The sequence below is a fragment of the Mesorhizobium sp. Root695 genome, from assembly GCF_001428185.1.
In the GTDB taxonomy this organism is placed as follows: domain Bacteria; phylum Pseudomonadota; class Alphaproteobacteria; order Rhizobiales; family Rhizobiaceae; genus Mesorhizobium.
The window spans coordinates 30,205-48,640 of the sequence record NZ_LMHO01000006.1; the positions used below are offsets into that span (position 1 = coordinate 30,205).

An 18,436-nucleotide genomic window follows, 5' to 3' on the forward strand; every position below is an offset into this window, starting at 1 on the left:
GAATCGGCCGAATTCAACGAGCGCCGATAATGATGACCGTGATCCGCGCTTCAGGTATGAGGTGGTTGAGGGACAACGGGCAGCTGATCGGTCGATCGAGGCGGGTGCAGCATCACCACATTTCGGCGAAATCTTCATGCCCGGCGCGGTCGAGGATGGCATTGAGCGACCAGGTTGCCGCACCCTGGACGGCGGCTTCGCGTCCCATGGTGGAAAACAGTACAAGCGAATGAGCCCAGCGTTGCGAAATGACGCCGGCCAACAGTTCTTGCTCGATCGGCCCGCGCAGCCATTCGCCCAAATGGGTCAAATAACCTCCCAGCACAATCGCCTCCATGTCGAAGAGGTTGGAAACGACGGCGATGCCGACGCCAAGCGCATGGCCGACCTGCTGCAGCGCCTCCAGCGCAGGCCGATCGCCCTTCGCGGCGCGCGCCGCGATCTGGCGGCCGATCCAATCGGGATCGCTGCGATCGGACCGGTCTTGGGGCGCCGGTTGGGCGAGTTCGGCAAGGGCGCGTTCGCCGGCCAAGGTCTGCACCGTACCACGCGCGCCCCACTCTGAACTCGGCCCATTGCGTTCGATGGTGATATGCCCGAATTCACCGGCAAAGCCATGCGCGCCTCGGAAAATCTTGCGATCGAGCACGATGCCGCCGCCCAAGCCCGTTCCACCGGACACATAGAAAAAAGTGCGCAGATCGCGGGCGATTCCGCTCGTCATTTCGGCGTAGGCTGCAAGCCGGGCCTCGTTCTCCGTCGCTAAGGGCAGGGGGCCGGAAAATTCACGCCACAAATCGAGAATGGGGACTTGATGCCACTCTATGTTGGGTGCCTCGAGCAGTTCGCCGCTGGCCCCGATCAGGCCTGGCAGCGCCATAGTGCACGCGGTTTTCAGGTTCTTGCCCTTGAAATAGGTCAGCGCTTCTCTGGTCATCTCGGCTAGTTGACGCATCACGTCTTCAGGCCTCAGGCCCTTGTTCGATTGGCTGAAATAGGTACGGTAACGTGGCGTGCCGGCAAGATCGAGCGCCAGGACGCCGATCCCGTCATCGCTGATCTCGATACCGAGCGCTGCGCCGCCATCGGGATTGAGTTCCAGTGCACGGCCCGGCCGGCCAACCGAGCCGTACTGCTCGGCTCCCACGTCGAGCAACAGGCCGCGCTCGATCAAATCGGCGATCAGGCTGGAAACTGTGGACGGATTGAGGCCCGTCTCGTCCGAAATCCTGGCACGCGAGCGCCGCCCCCCCTTGGCAATGTTGTTGAGAACGAGGCCCAAATTGTGGCGTCGGACCGTCTTTTGGTCGGCCGGCTGGGTCTGTGTCTCGCCGTTCGAATTCCTCATGCGCCTCCTGCCCCTCATTCGTGTCGTGCTCCTTCAGTCCTGCGTTCCATGTTGAGAAATTGATCTTATATTTCGATTGGTCTGCGCGCCAGACCTCTTGACAACGAAATAGCCGACCTATTTAATTCGGTTAGCCATTAAACAAAATATTTGGGATAGACGGAGGAGATCGGAATGCCCAATATGGATACCAAGAAATCAGCTACATGCTTGCCGCTGGTCTCGGCTTTGGTGCTTGCCATGACCGGGGGTGGCCTTGCTGAAGAGGCAAAGCCGGTCGACCTGGCCGCCTCCGACTTCACCACTGGCGGTCCGGCCGATATTTTCGGGCGCCTCGACACGCTTAAGAATGTGGCGGCGGCCGGCAAGGGCAAGATCGCCGTGCTGCTGCCCGATACCCGCTCCAGCGCGCGCTGGGCAACGGTCGATGCGCCCGGCTTCGAACGGGCATTCAAGCAGATGGGGCTGACGCCTAACGACTACATCATCAGCAACGCACAAGGCATGCCGCAGACCCAGCGCACTCAGGCCGAGCAGGCCATCACCGATGGCGCTAGCGTGCTGCTCATCACCAATCTCGATTCCGGCAGCGGCGCCGCCATTCAGGCCGATGCCGAATCGAAAGGCGTCGTCACGATCGACTACGACCGGTTGACGCTCAACGGCTCGGCCAAGTTCTACGTCAGCTTCGACAACAAGAATGTAGGGGTGCGCATGGCCGAAGGGCTGGAGCAGTGCATCGCCGACTGGAAAGTCAAGTCGCCGAAAATTTTCCACCTCGGCGGCTCGCCCACCGACAACAATGCGACACTGGTTGAGCAGGGTTACGATTCGGTGCTCGACAAGCTTTATGATGCCAAGACGGCGGTGAAAGTGGGCGCGGTGCGCGTGCCCAACTGGGACAACCAGGTCGGGCTCACTATGTTCGAGCAGGCGCTGCAGGCCAATCCGGAAATCAATGCGACACTGAGCGCTAATGATGGGCTCGCGCAGTCGGCCATCGCCGTGCTCAAGAACAATGGGGTGGCGCCTCGCAGCTTCCCGACGACGGGGCAGGACGCAACTGTTCAAGGCTTGCAGAACATCCTCAGCGGGTATCAGTGTATGACGGTCTACAAGCCGATCTATCGCGAGGTCGCGGCTGCCGCAGCGGTGGCGGTGATCCTGCGTGCCGGCCAGACTCCGGGTGCCAAGCTCGTAAACGGCGAATACGATGCGCAAAGCCACAAGGTACCCTCGATCCTGCTAGAGCCGGTCAGTGTCACCACCGCGAACATGGCGAAGACAGTGGTCGCCGACAAGTTTGTCGATCCCAAGGAACTCTGCGTGAGCGGCTTCGCCGATCTGTGCAAGGCCGCAGGCATCAAGTAATTGCGGACGGGGCGCGCCGAGCGCGCCCCGTCTTTCGACCAACCGAGACGAGGCTGCTGATGAGCGCGCCGATATTGCTGAGTTTGCGAGATATCAAGAAGAGCTTTGGCGCCGTGCAGGTGCTGCTGGGCGTCGATCTCGACATCAAGGCCGGATCCGTGACTGCCCTTGTCGGCGACAACGGCGCAGGCAAGTCGACGCTGATTAAGTGCATCGCCGGCATCTATCAGGCCGACAGCGGTCAGATGAGCTGGGAGGGCCAGCCGGTCAAGGTGGCCAACCCGAAGGCCGCTTCGGCCGTGGGGATCGAATTCGTCTACCAGGATCTGGCGCTCTGCGACAACCTCGATGTCGTCCAGAACATGTTCCTCGGACGTGAGCGAAAATGCGGCTTCCTGCTCGACCATAATGCCATGGAGGCCGCTGCCCGCGACGTGCTGGCGGGCCTGTCGGTGACGACGGTGAAATCGGTGCGCCAGCCCGTGGCCAGCCTGTCGGGCGGCCAGCGGCAGTCGATAGCCGTCGCCAAGGCGGTCATGTGGAATTCCAAGCTTGTGGTGCTCGACGAGCCGACCGCCGCCTTGGGCGTTGCTCAGACCAAGCAGGTGCTCGCTCTGGTGCGGCGGCTCGCCGAGCGCGGCCTCGGGGTGCTGCTGGTCAGCCACAACCTCGAGGATGTGCTCAGCGTCTCGGACAGCATCGCCGTCCTCAGGCTCGGGCGCCTTGTCACCCAGGTGCAGCGCGACGAAGTCGACAGCCAGCAACTGGTCGAACTCATCACCACCGGCCGTCTTCGCGGCGAGCTTGCAAGCGATGCCCTGCGTCAGGCCGGCGCAGCAGCCCAGTCATCCACGCCGGGGATAGAAACGTGACACCCATCCAAGAACTCTCGTCGAACATCGAGGTCGAAGCGCAGGCGGCGCCGGGGGCGCGACGGTTGGCCTTCGTCGAAACATTTGCCGGAATGCGTTCAGGCGACATGGGCATGCTGCCGGTGCTGGTAGGGCTCGTCATCCTCGCCGTAATTTTCCAGGCATTGAACGGCAATTTTCTGACGCCGGGCAACCTGGTCAATCTCATGGTGCAGGGCGCTGTCTATATGCTGCTCGCGATGGGCATGGTTTTCGTTCTCCTGATCGGAGAAGTCGACCTGTCGATCGGCTTTATTGGCGGAGTGGCGGGCGTCATCGTGGCGACGCTCATCTACGGAGACGCCGGCAACCCTTGGTATACCGGCATCGCTTGCGGTCTGCTCGCGGGAACTGCCATAGGCATTTTCCACGGACTGATAATCACCATTGTGCGGCTGCCGTCCTTCGTCGTGACACTGGCGGGGCTCCTGGCCTGGAACGGGGTGATGCTCATCATTCTCGGCAATGGCGGCACCGTGCCGATCCAGGATCCTGTAGTCGTCAGTCTTGCCAACGGCGTGATGCCACCAACGATCGGCTGGATTATCGCCGCCTGCCTCATCGTGCTGTTTGCCGCCGATAACCTGGTAGCTGACCGAAACCGCCGCCGTAATGGAAACGCCGTGCGTGCGCCGCTGATGACGTATGTGCGCATCGGGCTCGTCGCGGCTCTGGCCATCGCCATTGTCGGGCTCTGCAGCGTCAATCGCGGCAATTTCGCGCCCGTGACCGGGGTTCCTTGGATTGTGCTCATCCTTTTGTTCTTCGTCATCGTGTGGACCGTTCTGCTCAATCGCACCGCCTTTGGTACCTACATCTACGCCATCGGCGGCAACGCCGAGGCCGCGCGGCGCGCCGGCATAGCGGTCGGCAGGGCGCGCGTCCTGGTGTTCGGCATTTCCGGCCTGATGGGCGCGGTGGCCGGCATCATCTATGCCTCGAGACTTCGCTCGGTTTCGACCAATCTCGATGGCGGTACTCTCGTGCTTTACAGCATCGCTGCGGCCGTCATCGGCGGTACCAGTCTGTTCGGCGGACGCGGCAAGGCCGTCCACGCTATACTTGGCGGCCTTGTCATTGCCATGATCGACAACGGCATGGGCCTTCTTGGCCTCTCAGCAGCGACCCGGTACGTCGTCACAGGGATCGTTCTGCTCATTGCGGTTTCGGTCGATGCGCTGGCAAGACGTGGACGGGCCAATGCTGGCCTTTCGTGACCCCCGCCGTTTTTTCCAACACCGGCCGTCAGGCCGCATTTCGAGGACCATCATGAAGTCGCAAGCACTGCATTTCCCACTCAAAGGCACGGTGGAAATCAAGGAGAGGACTATTGCCGCTCCTGGTCCGGACGAAATCGGCGTCAGGGTGCGGGCTTGCGGGGTTTGCCACGGCGATGTCTCCCTTTTCCATAGCGACCGAGCCGCAAGCTTTCCGGCATTTGCCGGGCATGAGGCGGCGGGTGAAGTGGAGGCAGTCGGCGCCGAAGTGACCCGCTTCAAAATCGGCGACGCGGTGGCGTTGCTCGGCCAAGAACGCTTCAGCACCCACACCGTCGCCAAGGAATCCCAGGCGATGCTGATTCCCGGTCCGGTCGAGGACTGGAGCCGCTGGGTGGTGGAGCCGATCGCCTGCTGCGTCAACGGGGTCGCCATCGCCGGCATTCAGCCCGACGATGTGGTGGCCGTTGTCGGCTGCGGCTTCATGGGTCTCGGGTTGCTGCAATGCCTGCGCCAATCACCGGCGCGGCTGCGGATTGCCCTGGCGCTTCGCGATTTCAGTCTTGAGCAAGCGCTCCGCAACGGCGCCGACCACGCGCTGCGGTCGGATGCGGATGACGTGATCGCCCAGATCGTGAAACTCGCCCCGGCGCGCCCGATGCCCAATCAGTATGTCGTGCCCGGCTTCGAAGGCGGGCCGTGCGACGTGGTATTCGAAGCCTCGGGCACCGCGTCGGGTCTGAAGCGCGCCAGCGAGTTGGTCCGCGTCGGCGGCACCCTCGTGATGTTCGGCCACCAGGAAGGTACCACCACCATCGACGGCACGCTTTGGCACATGCGTGGCATCCGCGTCCTCAACGCCTCGCCGATGATCGCCGCCGATTTCACGCAGATCTTTTACCGGACGGTCGGTCTGCTCGAGCGCGGCGCCCTCAACATGGCCGACCTCGTCACCCACCGCGCGCCGATGGACGAGGCCCAGCGCCTCTTCGATAGCAGTAAGGACAAAACGTACATCAAGGGCGTCATCAGCTTTTGACCTGACAGGCGGCTTGCGCCCATGCGGGAGCCGCCCAACTCTCCCACGTCTCACGAGGACCATATGCGACTAGGATTCTTCACCGATTACTCAGAGCAGGTGTCTGCGTTTGCGCACCGCACCGGCTTCACCTCCCTGCAACTCTCTGCCTGGCCCCAATCGTCGCTGAACGCGGATGCGATCACCGATGCCCGGATCGCGGAAATCAAGGACGATCTGGCGTCCAAGAACATCGAGATTTCAGCGCTCGGCTACTACCCCAACGTGCTTAGCGAGGATGATACCGCCGGCAAGGAAGCACAGCGCTACCTAAGGCAGGTCATCGGACTTGCCGAGCGCATGGAAGTCGGAGTGGTCTCGACCTTTGCCGGGCGTCGTAAGTCGCGCCCGGTCCATGAAAGCTTTGCGCCGTTCAAGGAGGTGTTTTCGCCGCTCATGGACCTGGCGGAAAAGAAGGGCATCCGGGTTGCAATCGAGAATTGCCCGATGCACGACTTCATGACCGGCACCGGCGACAACATCGCCTACAGCCCCGAGCTCTGGGATGAAATTTTCCGGCTGGTACCTTCCGAAAACCTCGGGCTCGAATTCGACCCCTCGCACTGCATCTGGCTGCATATCGACTACATCGAAGCCATCAGACAGTACGCCAAGAAGATCTTCCACGTGCACGCCAAGGATCTCGAAATACGCCGTGACATCATGAGCCGAGTCAGCATTCTCGGCTCGGCGACGACCTTCCAGGGTCACGTCATGGCGCATGGCTGGCCGCGCGCGCGCACCCCCGGCTGGGGTGAGGTCGATTGGCCCAAGCTCATCACCGCCCTCTACGACTCGGGCTACAAGGGCAACCTCGACATCGAGCACGAAGACGACGTGTTTGCCAACACCTCGGCCTTTACCGAGCATCAGAGCGAGGCCGACGTGGTCGGCAATTACGGCCGCGACGAGTTCGGACTGACCCTCGGCTATAAGACGCTGTCGCGCTACATGGCCTGACGCGAACCACGACCGCCTCATCCATGCCCGCTCGCCGGCGAGTTCGGTTGACGCCGATCACCCGGCCGTGGCGAAGCTTTCTCGGAGGACGACATGAAGATCTGCATTTCGGAAATCACCACACTGCCGACCGATCTCGAAGCCGATTTCAAGGCCTTTGCCGCAACCGGTTGGACAGCCGTGGAGCTCTCGATCGAGAAGGCCGATAAATATCTGGCCGCCCACAGCCTTGTCGACCTCAAAGCACTGCTCTCCAAAAGCGGCCTGACGCCGATCGCCGCGATCGGTCTTGCGCCGACTGGACCGGGCCTGTTCCTGGCGCGTGGGGCTGATTTCGACGCCTACATGGTCTCGCTGAAGCGGCAAATCCTGATGTGCGAAGAGCTCGGGATCCGCTGCCTCGGCATCGGCGCCGATCCGGGCCGAGGCGTTACCGGTAAGGAGTGGGTCGAGGGCGCCGTACGGAACGTCAGGGTGGCTGCCGATCTGGCGCAGGCCCATGACGTTGCCATCGGCGTCGAGGCGCTGAGCCTCAATCCGCCGATTGGACCATTCCTCCTGGCAGCACTCAACGAGACGCGGCAGTTTGTCGAGAAGGTCGACCATCCCGCAGTTGGCATCAATTTCGACGTGTTCCACTTCATCCGCAGTGGCGGCACGCTCGCCGACATCGCGGCACTGCGGCCGAGCCAAGTGCTGCATGTGCATATTTGCGACCTGCCCGACATGCTGCCCGATAGCTGGGAAGACAAGCACCGCCTGATGCCGGGAGACGGCGCGCTGCAGCTCAAGGCAATCCGGGACGGTCTGCTGGCCCGTGGCTATGACGGCTATTGGGCGCTGGAATTGCTAAACGAGGACTATTGGGCCGAAGACCCGGTTAAGGTCGCGGCGGTCGGCAAGACGGCGATGGAAAACTTCGTCGCCTGAGCCTTTACCTGAGGATTCCTTCCATGACTGCCGCAACTGCCCTGTTCGTCGGGGACGTCAGCCTCGATCTCACTCTGGTTATCGACCACGTGCCGGCGCCCGACGAGAAGGTGCATGTCACCTCGTCGTGCGAATCGCCGGGCGGCGTCGTCGCCAACGCGGCGGCGGCGTGCGCGCGGGCAGGGGCTTCGACCCGAATGCTGATGCAAACCGGCCATGATACGGGTGCGCAGTTCGTGCGCACCGACTTGGAAGGTATCGGCATCCAGGTTGAGAGCGAAGTGACCGAAGGACGGACCTGTCAGGTGGTGATCCTGCTGGAACCGCACGGGGAAAAGCGGCTGCTCCTCGATCCGGGGGTCTCGATGTATCCTTCCGAAGCCCAGGTCGAGGCGGTGGATTTGGGTGGCGTCGCCTGGGTACACACGGCCGCCTACGGCATCGCGGCGCCTCGGTTGATCGACCGATGCCGCGCTGCGGGAATTCCGTGGTCGCTCGATCTGGAACCGGCCTCGTTCGCCACAGGTCTTGCGCAGTTGGCCGACGTGATCACAGGGGCCGCGGTGGTGTTCTGTAACGAGCGGGCGGCTCGCCAGATCGAGACTGCGCCCGCGGCGACCCTGCTGGCGATGGGAGTCGGCGCCGTCGTCATGACGCTCGGTTCGAAGGGCGTGCGCCTTATCGAGCGCGGCGGGTCCGATACCGCCATCGAAAGTCCGATCCGACCAGTGGTTCGCGATACCACCGGCGCCGGCGATTGTCTCGCCGGCTGGTTCATCGCCCAGCGGCTGCGCGGGCGTTCGGCAGTCGAAGCGCTGCAATCAGCGGTTCTGGCCGCAGCCTTCAGCTGCGAGCATCCGGGCGCGCAGACTTCCTATCCGACGCCCGAAGCGTTGCAGGCTTTTGCTATGCCGGTCGAACTTTCACGACTTCAAGTGCAACACGAGGATTGAGATGCCAAGCCCGAAAGTCCTGCCGACCAAGCCGAATACCCTCGACGCCATCTTTTCGGTACGCAAGCCGGTCATCGGCGTGATCCATTTGCGCTCGCTCCCCGGGGCCCCCCGCTACGTGCGCGAGGCGATGACCGAGGTCTATGCAGCGGCGGTGCGCGACGCGAAGACGCTCGCCGATGGTGGCATCAACGGGATCATCGTCGAGAATGCCGGCGACATGCCATTCAGCCGGCCCGAGCATATTGGGCACGAGACCGTGGCAGCGCTGACCGCTGCGTGCATGGAGGTGCGCGGCGCGGTTGATGTACCAATCGGCATCACCTGTGTCGCCAACGGCGCCATTCCGGCGCTAGCCGTTGCCAAGGCCGTAGGCGCGAAGTGGGTGCGCGTCAACCAATGGGCCAACGCTTATGTCGCCAATGAAGGTCTGCTCAACGCTGCGGCGCCCGAAGCCATGCGCTATCGCGCCATGATCGACGCGCGTGATGTCGCAATCTTTGCCGACGTGCATGTCAAATTCGGCGCACACGCGATTACTGCCGATCGCAGCATTACCGAGCAGGCGACAGATGCCGAATGGTTCGATGCCGACGTGCTGATCGCCACCGGGGCCCGCACGGGCTCGCCGACCGAGCGGCGGGAGGTCGATGAGGTGCGCGGCGGCACCAATCTGCCGGTGATCGTCGGCTCAGGCCTGTCGCCCGAGCAGGTGCCGAAGCTCTTTGCCGCCGCCGATGGCGCAATCATCGGACAGTGGCTCAAGGAAGACGGACTGTGGTGGAACCCGGTCGATCCGCGACGCGTCGCCGCGCTGGTGGAGGCGGTCGCCAAGGCGCGAGGTGCCGCATGACGCTACTCACCGGCGAAACCGAAGTCTTTTCCTCGGCGCAGACCGCCGGACGCTGCGTTGTTATGTTTTTGCTGAAGCGTCAGCGCGAACCGGGCGAGATGGATGCGGCCGCGGCCGATGGCGTGCAGGGGGTGCTCAAGCAACTGGAGAGGGAGGATTGGCATCTCTCGATCCGCAAGATGTTCGACGCCCACGCCAGTCCGAACGCCTTCGTGCTCGATACCGGCTTTGCCCATGATGTCGACATCGCCGGGGTATTCGAAGCCCCGAGCCTTGCGGCAGCACTGCGCGGGACTGTGCGGCTGGAGCAGGCCGGCTGGGATCGACTCTTCACCACCGAGTGGCTGCTTGGGCCACGCGAATTCGCCGTCGTCGCCGGCATCGGCGCGTCGAGCGACCGGCCGTGGGGATTTCTGGCGCTCTGGGAGTGGAACGATGCCTGGTCGGCCGCTTCGCCCGACGAGCGCCGCGACTACGATGCCGAATGCGATGTCGCCTTCAGGGGCGACCTCGGGTTCAACATAAATATCGCCGGGCGTCACCGGCTTGACTGGGCCCATGGCTGGCACCATCTCGGCATCTGGGAAGCCGCCTCACCCGAAATCATCGATGCGGCGATCAGCGGCCACGAACAAGCGTCCGATTTCATGTTCACCACCTCTCGCCACATTATCGGTCGCGTCACCCCGCTCGACGTGCTGATCAGGTAGAAAGTTCCCTTATGAACGAGACAAGCATTTGGATCCACTACGCCCGGCCGCGACCGCATTGGTACAAACTTACGGCCGACGAGAAACGCGCGCAGGCTACGGCGTGGCAGGCCATTGCAGCGCAGTCGGCTAGGACCGGCGCCGAGACCCTGGGCCGCTATCACATTCGCGGGCAGCATGATTTCCAGACGGTGGAAATCTGGCGCTTCCCGAGCCCGGAAGCGGCATTCGACCATTGGTCCCGGCTCACCGCGGCCCACTACAACGAGTGGTATGCCTTTTCCAACAATATAGGCCTGCCGATGCAACAGGACGTAATCATGAGGGTCTAGCGACGAAGTCGACAAGGCACTTGAGGCCCTCTCTCTCTGACAAAGGGCACTGGAAAGAGCTGATTGCCAGCGCTTTGCCGGAACACGACCGAACGGGAGGGCATGTACTGCTACAGCCTCGGCAGGCGCTCCTGATATTCACAAGTTCAACATCTGAAGGAGCTAGGTCGGATCGTGAAGTGTTGTGATCGAATCTGCCCTGCGAGTATCGGGCTGGCTCATTGTCCAGTCGCAACTAACCACTTCGCTTTTGCCTCGGGGAGTTATTAAAGCCCACGCCAAGGCGGCAGCGCGAATGTGGCACTCATCCCCACCATGTGCGAGCGCAAAGCGTCGAGCGCACCTTCAGGTTGTGACCCGATGGCGCCGTTTCGAGGAGCGTATCGTTCCGAAGAAATGATCCACGTCGCAGAGGAGCACCCATCAATAGCGGTTCTCCACCGGGCTCTTACAACGTCACGCACTGACTGGTACACACCACTCAAACCCGCGCGTCGTCAAAACATATTCTGGCCAGCCGTCATCAATCGGCGGTGCATGGTTCTCTCCTAGAAGCGGCGCAACCCATCTACTTCCTCCGATACCGCCGCCGGTGCGCTCCTCGAACTCCGCTTTGCAGCGCGCAAGCTTTTCCTTGTCGGTAAGGAGGTCAACGATCGTCGGGCCGATACCGTTGACCAAAGCGCGGACCCGGGCATCGAAGCCGCCTGCACTGACGCGTCCGACCTTCAGGCCGAAGGCCGAAGCAGGCCGCGTATCTCGTTCTCGTGGTCGCGCAGCTTGTTGCACCGACTTCAAATGCACCGCCTTGAACCAGCCCGAGCGGATCAGATGCGCGATGGATCGGGCATTGTTGCGGTTCATTGCGACCATGGCCGCCTTGGCATGTCTGGCCTCGATAGCATTCGGACCGGGGCCTCCGATAGCTCTGCAGTTATAGGCCTGTGGCGGGGAGGCACAGGCCAGCTCCAGACTAGAAGGCATAACCGGAATTCTGGTTATGCCTTCTAGTCTCAAAGAGAGCTGGGGCGAAAATGGTAGAGTCCGGACCGACCGCAAGCGAGATCAGAACGCGAGGCTCACCATGCCTGCTTGTGGCTCACGAGAATGTCCTCGGCTGCCTGAGCGAAGACCTGTCCGCCAAGCTTGATATCCTCGTCGGCGGTGTTTTCGGTGTAGTGGTGGCTGATGCCGCCGATGCTGGGAACGAACAACATGCTCGCCGGCATTAGTTTGGCAAACACCTGAGCATCGTGCATCGCGCCGCTCGGCATCCGGACATACTTGCCAGGAGCCAGATCCCGCGCTGCCTTTTCAAGGTGAGCCTGCATCGACGCGTCCATGCGCTTGGGGGTAGCCTTGTCGATAATATCGATCTTGCACTGACATGGTCCCATTTGGTTGGCTTCTTCGACCAGTGCGAAGAGTTCGCGTTCGAACTTTTCCAACTGCTCCACAGACTCGTCGCGGAACTGGAAGACCAGTTCCGCGCCCCCTGGAATGATCGACGGCGCACCGGGATCGAGAGTAATCCGTCCAACAGTCCAAACTGAGCGCTCCGCCGTAATCTCCCGGAATCGCTTCTCGATTGCAGCGGTGAGCTTGACGAGCGCAGCACCTGCATCCTTGCGCGCCGCCATGCGGGTGGCACCAGCATGGTTCTGCTCGCCGATGAATGTCAGACGATACTGCCAGAGTCCTACAAGGCTCGTCACTATGCCGACCTTGAGACCTTGAGTGTCGAGATAGTCTCCCTGCTCGATGTGGGCCTCCAAGTACCCCACGTAACGCGAGACATCGACGTGTTCGCGCTTCCGTCCGGTCAGATCGACGCGCTTGAGTGCAGCCCGCACTGTCTCGCCCGTGTCCTTGTTCTTCCCCGTATCGATCTCGCTCTCGTTAAGATCGCCGCAGAATGACCTGCTTCCGAGGAACTGGATGTAGTGACATTCCTCGTCGACCCAGGCACCGACATCTACCGCCAGCGGGAGATCTTGATCATGGATGCTTTGTGCGAGTTCTAAGCCGAACATTACCCCGAGGATGCCGTCGAGCCAGCCGGCGTAATTCTGCGATTCCGAATGGGAGCCCGTAAGGAGCGCGCGGCCAGGGCGCTGACTCTTGCCGATCACATTGCCGATGCCGTCGATCGTGGCCTTCAGTCCCGCGTTCTCCATCCGTTGCTTCAGCCACTCGCGGGCCTGCATGTCCTGAGGAGAAAATGTTGGCCGATGTACACCCGTTTTGTATGCACCGAACTGCGCTACTTCTCTCAAAGAGGCCAGAAGCCGCTCTTCGTTAATCTTCACCATTGTCAATTACCTTGTACTTGGGTGTTCGCACGCTTCAATCGGGGAGCGCGCGTTTCTGATCTGTAGTGAGGCGAAAATGCTACGGAGACAGGAGGTGGACAAACGGAATATTTTGATAGGCACCCTTCAAGGAATTTGACGGACGTTGCCGCCATTCATCTTCAAAACCAACAGGCGGTCTGATATGCTGGTACATCGCTTCCGGCTCTGGAACTTGTCGTAGGAAGGACGATGCCATGCGCCTGCGTCAGGTTGAGACTTTCTATTGGGCTGCTCGCCTTGGCAGTTTTGCGAAGGCCGCCCAGAAGCTAAATGCAACCCACTCCGCGATTTCAATGCGTATTCAAGAGTTGGAGATGAGCCTCGGAATCAAGCTGTTCGACCGCTCGCAAAGAGCGGCGAAACTCACGTCGGACGGCATCCATCTCCTACCCGCGGCGGAGCAGATGCTGGAGGCGGCCGAGCAGATATCGAGCTTCAAGACATCGAAGATGTCGCTCAACGGCTACGTTCGGCTAGGCGTGGTCGAGACCATCGCGATGACTTGGCTGTCGCAATTGATCGATAAGCTCCGAGACGACTTCCCCGGTATCCAGATCGAGGTCGAAGTTGCACTTTCTCACGTGCTCGAGGACAAGCTTTACGCGGGACAGATCGATGCCATCCTAGCGCCGTGCTCGATGTCGAAGTCTCGCTTCACGCACACCACGGTCGGCGAGATTCCTTTCCGCTGGATGTGCAGTCCGTCGCTCGATGTACCACACAGCGTTAGCGTTCGTGACCTTGGCGACATGCCGCTGATCGTCACGTCAAGGGAACAGAATTTTCGCGGCACGCTCTTAGACTGGGCCACCAAATATCACTTGCGGATAAAGAAGCCCTACATCTGCAACACCTTTGTCATCGCCGAAAAGCTTGTCTCGGCCAAGCTGGGCGTCGCCTTCCTGCCCGTCCCGATCTACGAGGAAAAACTTGCGGACGGGCAACTTCGGGTAGTCGCGTGTGATCAAGAGCCCGCTCCAATGGAGCACTTCTTCATCCGTGCCACTTTGTCCGACAGTCTCGTGCTTAGGGCCATAGAGACCGTGGCCGCCGAGGTCTCGACTTTTGCAAGAACAAGGAAGGAAGAGGCCGGTTAGCTTGCCTGATGGCTTCAGGCTGCCGTGTAGGCCGTCTTCGCCGAAGTGTAGAACTCGACTGCGTAGCGTCCCTGATCTCGTGGCCCATATGACGACTTCGTTCGCCCGCCGAACGGGACGTGGAAGTCCACGCCTGCAGTCGGGAGATTGACCATCACCATCCCGGCTTCGGATTTTCGCTGAAATGCGTTGCGAGCTTGAGGCTCGTAGTCGCAATTCCAGACGAGAGTCCGAACGGTGTGTCGTTGGCGGTCTCGAGCGCCTCGTCGTAGTTCTTGACACGGATCACTGCGATGACAGGGCCGAATATTTCCTCGCGAGAAATGCGCCTCTCCTTGGTGGCATTGGTGAACAATGTCGGTTGGAGATAGAAGCCAGGTGTGTCGCGCGATACCGTTTCGCCGCCGAACGCCAGCTGCGCGCCTTCGCGCTTACTCACCTACGAGATCGTTCGTGTCCGATGGGCTCACATTGAGCGAGCTTTCGTGGGGAGCGATCCATTCGCCATTGACCAGGTTTGTGAAGATTGTCATTTCCATTTCGCGCGTTCTGCTATAGCGCGACAATCTGGATGAGAATCTGGTGTCGCGGCGATGCTAATGATCGCGGCATTGATTGTCGCGCGCAAGAGGTTTTATCGGTTGATTGTCGCGGCGCGTCAATCAGGATTGGCGTTTGCGGGCGTCGCATACGAGGCCGGCCGGCCTAGCCCTCGCTTTCGCTCGATGGCCTCGCGCCGCTCTCGACATTCAGCTCGAAGATTGGCGCGTGGTGGACAAGGCGGTCGACCGCGGCGAGCGTCATGGCGGGATCTGGGAAGACCTTTCCCCATTCGCCAAAGGGCTGGTTGGCGGTGATGAGCATGGAGCGCCGCTCGTAACGGGCGCTGATGAGCTCGAATAGCACGCTCGTTTCGGCCCGGTCCTTGGTGACATAGGCGAGGTCGTCGAGGATCATCAGGTGGAAGCGATCGAGGCGATTTATGGCGGCCTCGAGGCCGAGTTCGCGGTGCGCGACCTGAAGCTTCAGGACGAGATCAGTGGTACGGGTGAACAGGACCCGCCATCCGGTCTCGATAAGGGCAAGTCCGATGGCTGAGGCGAGATGGCTCTTTCCGCCGGCTGGAGGGCCAAACAGAAGCAGGTTAGCTCCCTTCTCGAGCCAGCTGTCGCCGGCGGCAATGGCCATCACCTGCGCCTTGGAGATCATCGGAACGGCTTCGAACTCGAATGTGTCGAGGGTCTTGCCCGGCAGGAGGCGCGCCTCGGCGAGATGGCGTTCGATACGTCGCCGGTCGCGCTCAGCCAGTTCATGTTCAATGATCGCAGCCAGGAAGCGAGCGGCCGGCCAGCCTTCCTTGTCGGCCTATTCGGCAAACTGCGGCCACATAACCTTGATGGCCGGCAGGCGCAGTTCGTTGAGGAGCAAGCTCAGCCTGGCGGAATCGACAGCGGGGTTCGTGTTAATGCCGCATCTCCTGTCAGGTTGGCGCCAAGCAGGGCTTCATAGGCGTTGAGCGGAGCAAGACGCACGACGACACTCGGCAGCCGGGCGGGCAGCCATGTCGGGCAATCGCCGTGCCTCTAGCGAGGCGGTCAGTAGATCAGCCAGTTCGCTCTCGCAGCCGCGCTCGTGCGCCATGGCGAGAAGCTCGACCATGGTGCGGCAGGCCTGCCGCTCAGGCAGTCGCTTTATGAGCACCTCGAAGGTTCGCCGGTAGGCCTCGCGGAGGAAGAGCTGGTCACGATAGACGAGGTTTAGCAGCGCCATGGGCTTGCGGCGCAGCGGATGGATGACATGCCGATAATTGACGACCTGGTCGTGCTTGCCGGTTGAAGAGGCGCGCCCGCGCGGCAGCGTCATGAGATGCGTGCCGCCGATGAAGATATCCAGCCGATCATCGAAGAGCCGCACTCTGAGGCGGTGGCCGATCAGGCGTGAGGGCACGGTGTAGAACACCTTACGCATCGTGAACCCGCCCGATGACGTGATGCGCACGGTGACCTCCTCGTAGTCGGAAGTGCGCCGGGCGGGCAGTTCCTGGAGTTCGGCCCGCTCGATGCCGAGGCGCTTGGAGTTGCGAGCATTCACGCGGCTGACGATCTCGTCGACAAAGCGACGGTAGGCTGCCAGGTCGTCGAAATCGATCGATCCCCGCATCAGCAGCGCGTCATTGATCGCCCGCTTGAGATGGCGTGCGGGCTTTCGACGGAGCCGTTCTCATGCGCAATGCCGCGATTGTTGCGGGAAGGGATCATGCCGTAGTGGCCGCACAGTTCGTCGTAGCGGCTCGTCAGGTCCTCCCGGGCGTCCTTGTCAAGGTTGCGGAATGCCGCCGAGAGGCTGTCGCTGCGATGCTCGCGGGGAGCCCCGCCAAGCGACCACAGCGCGTTCTGCAGGCCTTCCGCCAGAGCGACGAAACTCTCGCCGCCGAGCACGACATGCCCAGGCTCGAAGCCGGAATAGGCGAGCCGGAAATGGTAGAGCCGGTGATCGAGTGGCTGGCCCGCGATCGTGACGCCGGCGGCGGCCATGTCGGTGAAATCCGACAATCCCATGCGCCCGGATACGTGAACCTGCCGGAAGATGACCTCCTGTTCCTCGCCATGGACGGCGCGCCAGGCTCGGACCCGGCGCTCGATCGTGCGGCGAATGCCAGCTCCAAGCTCGGGATGACGCCGGATCATCTCATCGAAGATGGCGATCGACCGGATGCCGGGAGCCGCCCGCAGCAGCGGCACGATCTCGGCGTCGAAAATCTAAGCGAGCGGATCGGGCCGGCGCCGTTGCCGCGGAACCTTCTTTTGCGAGGGCAGCCTCAAATCCTTCTCGATGCGACAGGCCGTGGCCGTGCTGATCGACCCTTCGCCGCCGCGACGGCCGTCGTTTTGGTCTGCCGGAACTTCATGAAAAGCCTCATCTGGTGATCGGTTACGTGGCGGCCGAGCACAAAGTGATTCCTCCCCAACAGGAAAAACCGCCGGCATACCCGGTCGACCGTGATCACCAGACGAACGCCCCCGAAAAAGGAACGCGCCGCCGGCGGATTGAAACTCCAGTCGGGCCTACGCCCTCCCTGCGTTCCAATCCGCCGGCATTCTCATCCTGATCGACGCTGCGCTCTCACGTTGATTGCCGCGCCGCGCATTCTGCCTAGATCAGGCGTCGATGGGCCAGGTTTCGCATCAGGTGTGACGAACCGAATGTCCACGGGTCGCACTGCGTGGAGAGGCGCACCTTGTTCGTGAGCAATCCAAGCTTCTCGTTCGAGATCGTAACGAGGTCGCCGATCTTGTGAGTGAAGCCTTGTCCAGCCTCGTCGCGGTCCTTCGTGGGTGCGAAGAGCGTACCCATGAAAAGCATGAAGCCGTCGGGGTACTGATGATGTGTCCCGATGGTCTGAGAAACCAGATCCAGCGGGTCCCGGCTGATCTCGCTCATGCTGCTTCGGCCCGTGAGTTCGAATCCATCTTCGCCTTTCACGGTCAGCGTGAGCTCTGCGGCCCGAACATCGTCGAGAGTGTAGGTGTCATCGAACAGGCGGATGAAGGGACCGATCGAGCAAGATGCGTTGTTGTCCTTGGCCTTTCCCAAGAGGAGAGCTGACCGCCCCTCGACATCCCGCAGGTTCACGTCATTTCCCAAGCTGGCGCCCTGGACAATGCCGGCGGAATTCACGGCGAGAACTATCTCAGGCTCTGGATTCGACCACTTGGAGATGGGGTGGAGTCCGACATCGTCTCCATGCCCAACCGATGACATCACCTGGGACTTCGTGAACACCTCGGCGTCGGGGCCGATGCCCACCTCGAGATACTGAGACCAAAGGCCTTCCTTAATCAGGATCTCCTTTACCTTGGCGGCCTCCTCCGAACCCGCCTTCAGATTCCGCAGGCTCTCGCCGATCAAGTCTCCCACTTTCGCCCGGATCGATTCTGCAAGCGCTGGGTTTCCGGCAGCGCGCTCTTCAATGACCCGTTCCACCATCGAGCGTGCAAACGTCACACCGCAGGCCTTGATCGCCTGGAGATCGCAAGGCGCTAGGAGACGTAGCCCGTCCTTCGATCGATCAACATCCAAGGCAAGGGCATCAGAAACCGAAGCAATCCGACGACCGTCGGCAGCCCTCACGACGGACGTGGGATCCTGTAGTTCCAAGAGATCACGGACTGTAGGTAAAACCTTCGAAGTGATATCGACGAGGTCGCCGTTCCTTAGGGTGACAACACTTGGACCTTGAGCCTGCGGCATCCACATGCGACCGACGAAAGTCCCCGTAGAGAAAGCAGAATGATTCATCCTAAACCTCGATTTATACTTTT

At 61.4% G+C, this 18,436-nt stretch carries 15 protein-coding genes and 3 pseudogenes; 11 read left to right on the forward strand and 7 right to left on the reverse strand.

Annotated elements, in window-relative coordinates; genetic code table 11:
• Positions 1–112: 112 nt before the first annotated feature.
• Entirely contained in the window at positions 113–1,174 is a 1,062-nt protein-coding gene (locus ASD99_RS07880) for an ROK family protein (protein ID WP_162256681.1), read from the reverse strand.
• A gap of 348 nt (positions 1,175–1,522) precedes the next feature.
• On the opposite strand from ASD99_RS07880, the gene ASD99_RS07885 reads away from it, so the two are divergent.
• The 10 genes from ASD99_RS07885 (at position 1,523) to ASD99_RS07930 (ending at position 10,663) form a co-directional block, all read left to right on the forward strand.
• The gene (locus ASD99_RS07885; protein ID WP_082583179.1) at positions 1,523–2,719 is read left to right on the forward strand and encodes a sugar ABC transporter substrate-binding protein; all 1,197 of its coding nucleotides are present in this window, start codon (positions 1,523–1,525) and stop codon (positions 2,717–2,719) included.
• Positions 2,720–2,778: 59 nt separating this feature from the next.
• Entirely contained in the window at positions 2,779–3,591 is an 813-nt protein-coding gene (locus tag ASD99_RS07890; protein ID WP_057143205.1) for an ATP-binding cassette domain-containing protein, read from the forward strand.
• Positions 3,588–4,847 (forward strand): sugar ABC transporter permease, encoded by a 1,260-nt coding sequence (locus ASD99_RS07895; RefSeq protein ID WP_057143206.1) that lies wholly within the window; start codon positions 3,588–3,590, stop codon positions 4,845–4,847. Before ASD99_RS07890 ends, ASD99_RS07895 begins: the two co-directional genes overlap by 4 nt.
• A gap of 52 nt (positions 4,848–4,899) precedes the next feature.
• Complete coding sequence (locus tag ASD99_RS07900) at positions 4,900–5,886, forward strand: zinc-dependent alcohol dehydrogenase (RefSeq protein ID WP_162256682.1); 987 nt, start codon at positions 4,900–4,902, stop codon at positions 5,884–5,886.
• Between the two features lie 21 nt (positions 5,887–5,907).
• Complete coding sequence (locus ASD99_RS07905) at positions 5,908–6,885, forward strand: sugar phosphate isomerase/epimerase family protein (RefSeq protein ID WP_082583181.1); 978 nt, start codon at positions 5,908–5,910, stop codon at positions 6,883–6,885.
• Positions 6,886–6,978: 93 nt separating this feature from the next.
• Complete coding sequence (locus tag ASD99_RS07910; protein ID WP_057143209.1) at positions 6,979–7,815, forward strand: sugar phosphate isomerase/epimerase family protein; 837 nt, start codon at positions 6,979–6,981, stop codon at positions 7,813–7,815.
• A gap of 23 nt (positions 7,816–7,838) precedes the next feature.
• Positions 7,839–8,768 carry a carbohydrate kinase family protein gene (locus ASD99_RS07915; protein ID WP_057143210.1) on the forward strand — a complete coding sequence of 310 codons (930 nt, stop codon included), beginning with the start codon at positions 7,839–7,841 and terminating at the stop codon, positions 8,766–8,768.
• A gap of 1 nt (position 8,769) precedes the next feature.
• Complete coding sequence (locus ASD99_RS07920) at positions 8,770–9,621, forward strand: BtpA/SgcQ family protein (protein ID WP_057143211.1); 852 nt, start codon at positions 8,770–8,772, stop codon at positions 9,619–9,621.
• Positions 9,618–10,331 carry a hypothetical protein gene (locus ASD99_RS07925; protein ID WP_057143212.1) on the forward strand — a complete coding sequence of 238 codons (714 nt, stop codon included), beginning with the start codon at positions 9,618–9,620 and terminating at the stop codon, positions 10,329–10,331. Before ASD99_RS07920 ends, ASD99_RS07925 begins: the two co-directional genes overlap by 4 nt.
• 11 nt (positions 10,332–10,342) lie before the next feature.
• Positions 10,343–10,663, forward strand: a complete 321-nt coding sequence (locus tag ASD99_RS07930) for a hypothetical protein (protein ID WP_057143213.1) — start codon at positions 10,343–10,345, stop codon at positions 10,661–10,663.
• A 456-nt stretch (positions 10,664–11,119) separates the two neighbouring features.
• Here the strand turns inward: ASD99_RS07930 and ASD99_RS35405 are convergent, their stop codons facing one another.
• Both ASD99_RS35405 and ASD99_RS07940 read right to left on the reverse strand, forming a co-directional pair.
• Positions 11,120–11,536: a hypothetical protein gene (locus tag ASD99_RS35405; RefSeq protein ID WP_057143214.1), complete on the reverse strand. Its 417-nt coding sequence runs from the start codon at positions 11,534–11,536 to the stop codon at positions 11,120–11,122.
• A 206-nt stretch (positions 11,537–11,742) separates the two neighbouring features.
• Positions 11,743–12,975: a Zn-dependent hydrolase gene (locus ASD99_RS07940; RefSeq protein ID WP_057143215.1), complete on the reverse strand. Its 1,233-nt coding sequence runs from the start codon at positions 12,973–12,975 to the stop codon at positions 11,743–11,745.
• 236 nt (positions 12,976–13,211) lie between these two features.
• Between ASD99_RS07940 and ASD99_RS07945 the strand changes: the two genes are divergently transcribed.
• A complete protein-coding gene (locus tag ASD99_RS07945) occupies positions 13,212–14,114 on the forward strand; it encodes a LysR family transcriptional regulator (protein WP_057143216.1) in 903 nt (300 codons plus the stop codon).
• A 14-nt stretch (positions 14,115–14,128) separates the two neighbouring features.
• Here ASD99_RS07945 and ASD99_RS07950 read toward each other — a convergent pair.
• From ASD99_RS07950 to ASD99_RS07965, 4 genes and pseudogenes are all read right to left on the reverse strand, one after another.
• Positions 14,129–14,553: pseudogene (locus tag ASD99_RS07950) on the reverse strand (aldehyde dehydrogenase family protein); the annotation flags it as partial.
• A 157-nt stretch (positions 14,554–14,710) separates the two neighbouring features.
• A pseudogene (istB, locus tag ASD99_RS07955) lies at positions 14,711–15,581 on the reverse strand (IS21-like element helper ATPase IstB).
• Positions 15,545–17,034, reverse strand: a pseudogene (istA, locus tag ASD99_RS07960) (IS21 family transposase). The pseudogenes istB and istA overlap by 37 nt, the downstream one beginning before the upstream one ends.
• Positions 17,035–17,267: 233 nt before the next feature.
• Positions 17,268–18,413 (reverse strand): fumarylacetoacetate hydrolase family protein, encoded by a 1,146-nt coding sequence (locus ASD99_RS07965; protein ID WP_057143218.1) that lies wholly within the window; start codon positions 18,411–18,413, stop codon positions 17,268–17,270.
• Positions 18,414–18,436: the final 23 nt, after the last annotated feature.

Coding starts and splice junctions, on each gene's coding strand:
- ASD99_RS07885 (WP_082583179.1), top strand. CDS start 1,523: ATGCCCAATATGGATACCAAGAAATCAGCTACATGCTTGCCGCTGGTC.
- ASD99_RS07890 (WP_057143205.1), top strand. CDS start 2,779: ATGAGCGCGCCGATATTGCTGAGTTTGCGAGATATCAAGAAGAGCTTT.
- ASD99_RS07900 (WP_162256682.1), top strand. CDS start 4,900: ATGAAGTCGCAAGCACTGCATTTCCCACTCAAAGGCACGGTGGAAATC.
- ASD99_RS07905 (WP_082583181.1), top strand. CDS start 5,908: ATGCGGGAGCCGCCCAACTCTCCCACGTCTCACGAGGACCATATGCGA.
- ASD99_RS07910 (WP_057143209.1), top strand. CDS start 6,979: ATGAAGATCTGCATTTCGGAAATCACCACACTGCCGACCGATCTCGAA.
- ASD99_RS07915 (WP_057143210.1), top strand. CDS start 7,839: ATGACTGCCGCAACTGCCCTGTTCGTCGGGGACGTCAGCCTCGATCTC.
- ASD99_RS07920 (WP_057143211.1), top strand. CDS start 8,770: ATGCCAAGCCCGAAAGTCCTGCCGACCAAGCCGAATACCCTCGACGCC.
- ASD99_RS07925 (WP_057143212.1), top strand. CDS start 9,618: ATGACGCTACTCACCGGCGAAACCGAAGTCTTTTCCTCGGCGCAGACC.
- ASD99_RS07930 (WP_057143213.1), top strand. CDS start 10,343: ATGAACGAGACAAGCATTTGGATCCACTACGCCCGGCCGCGACCGCAT.
- ASD99_RS35405 (WP_057143214.1), bottom strand. CDS start 11,536: ATGGTCGCAATGAACCGCAACAATGCCCGATCCATCGCGCATCTGATC.
- ASD99_RS07940 (WP_057143215.1), bottom strand. CDS start 12,975: ATGGTGAAGATTAACGAAGAGCGGCTTCTGGCCTCTTTGAGAGAAGTA.
- ASD99_RS07945 (WP_057143216.1), top strand. CDS start 13,212: ATGCGCCTGCGTCAGGTTGAGACTTTCTATTGGGCTGCTCGCCTTGGC.
- ASD99_RS07965 (WP_057143218.1), bottom strand. CDS start 18,413: ATGAATCATTCTGCTTTCTCTACGGGGACTTTCGTCGGTCGCATGTGG.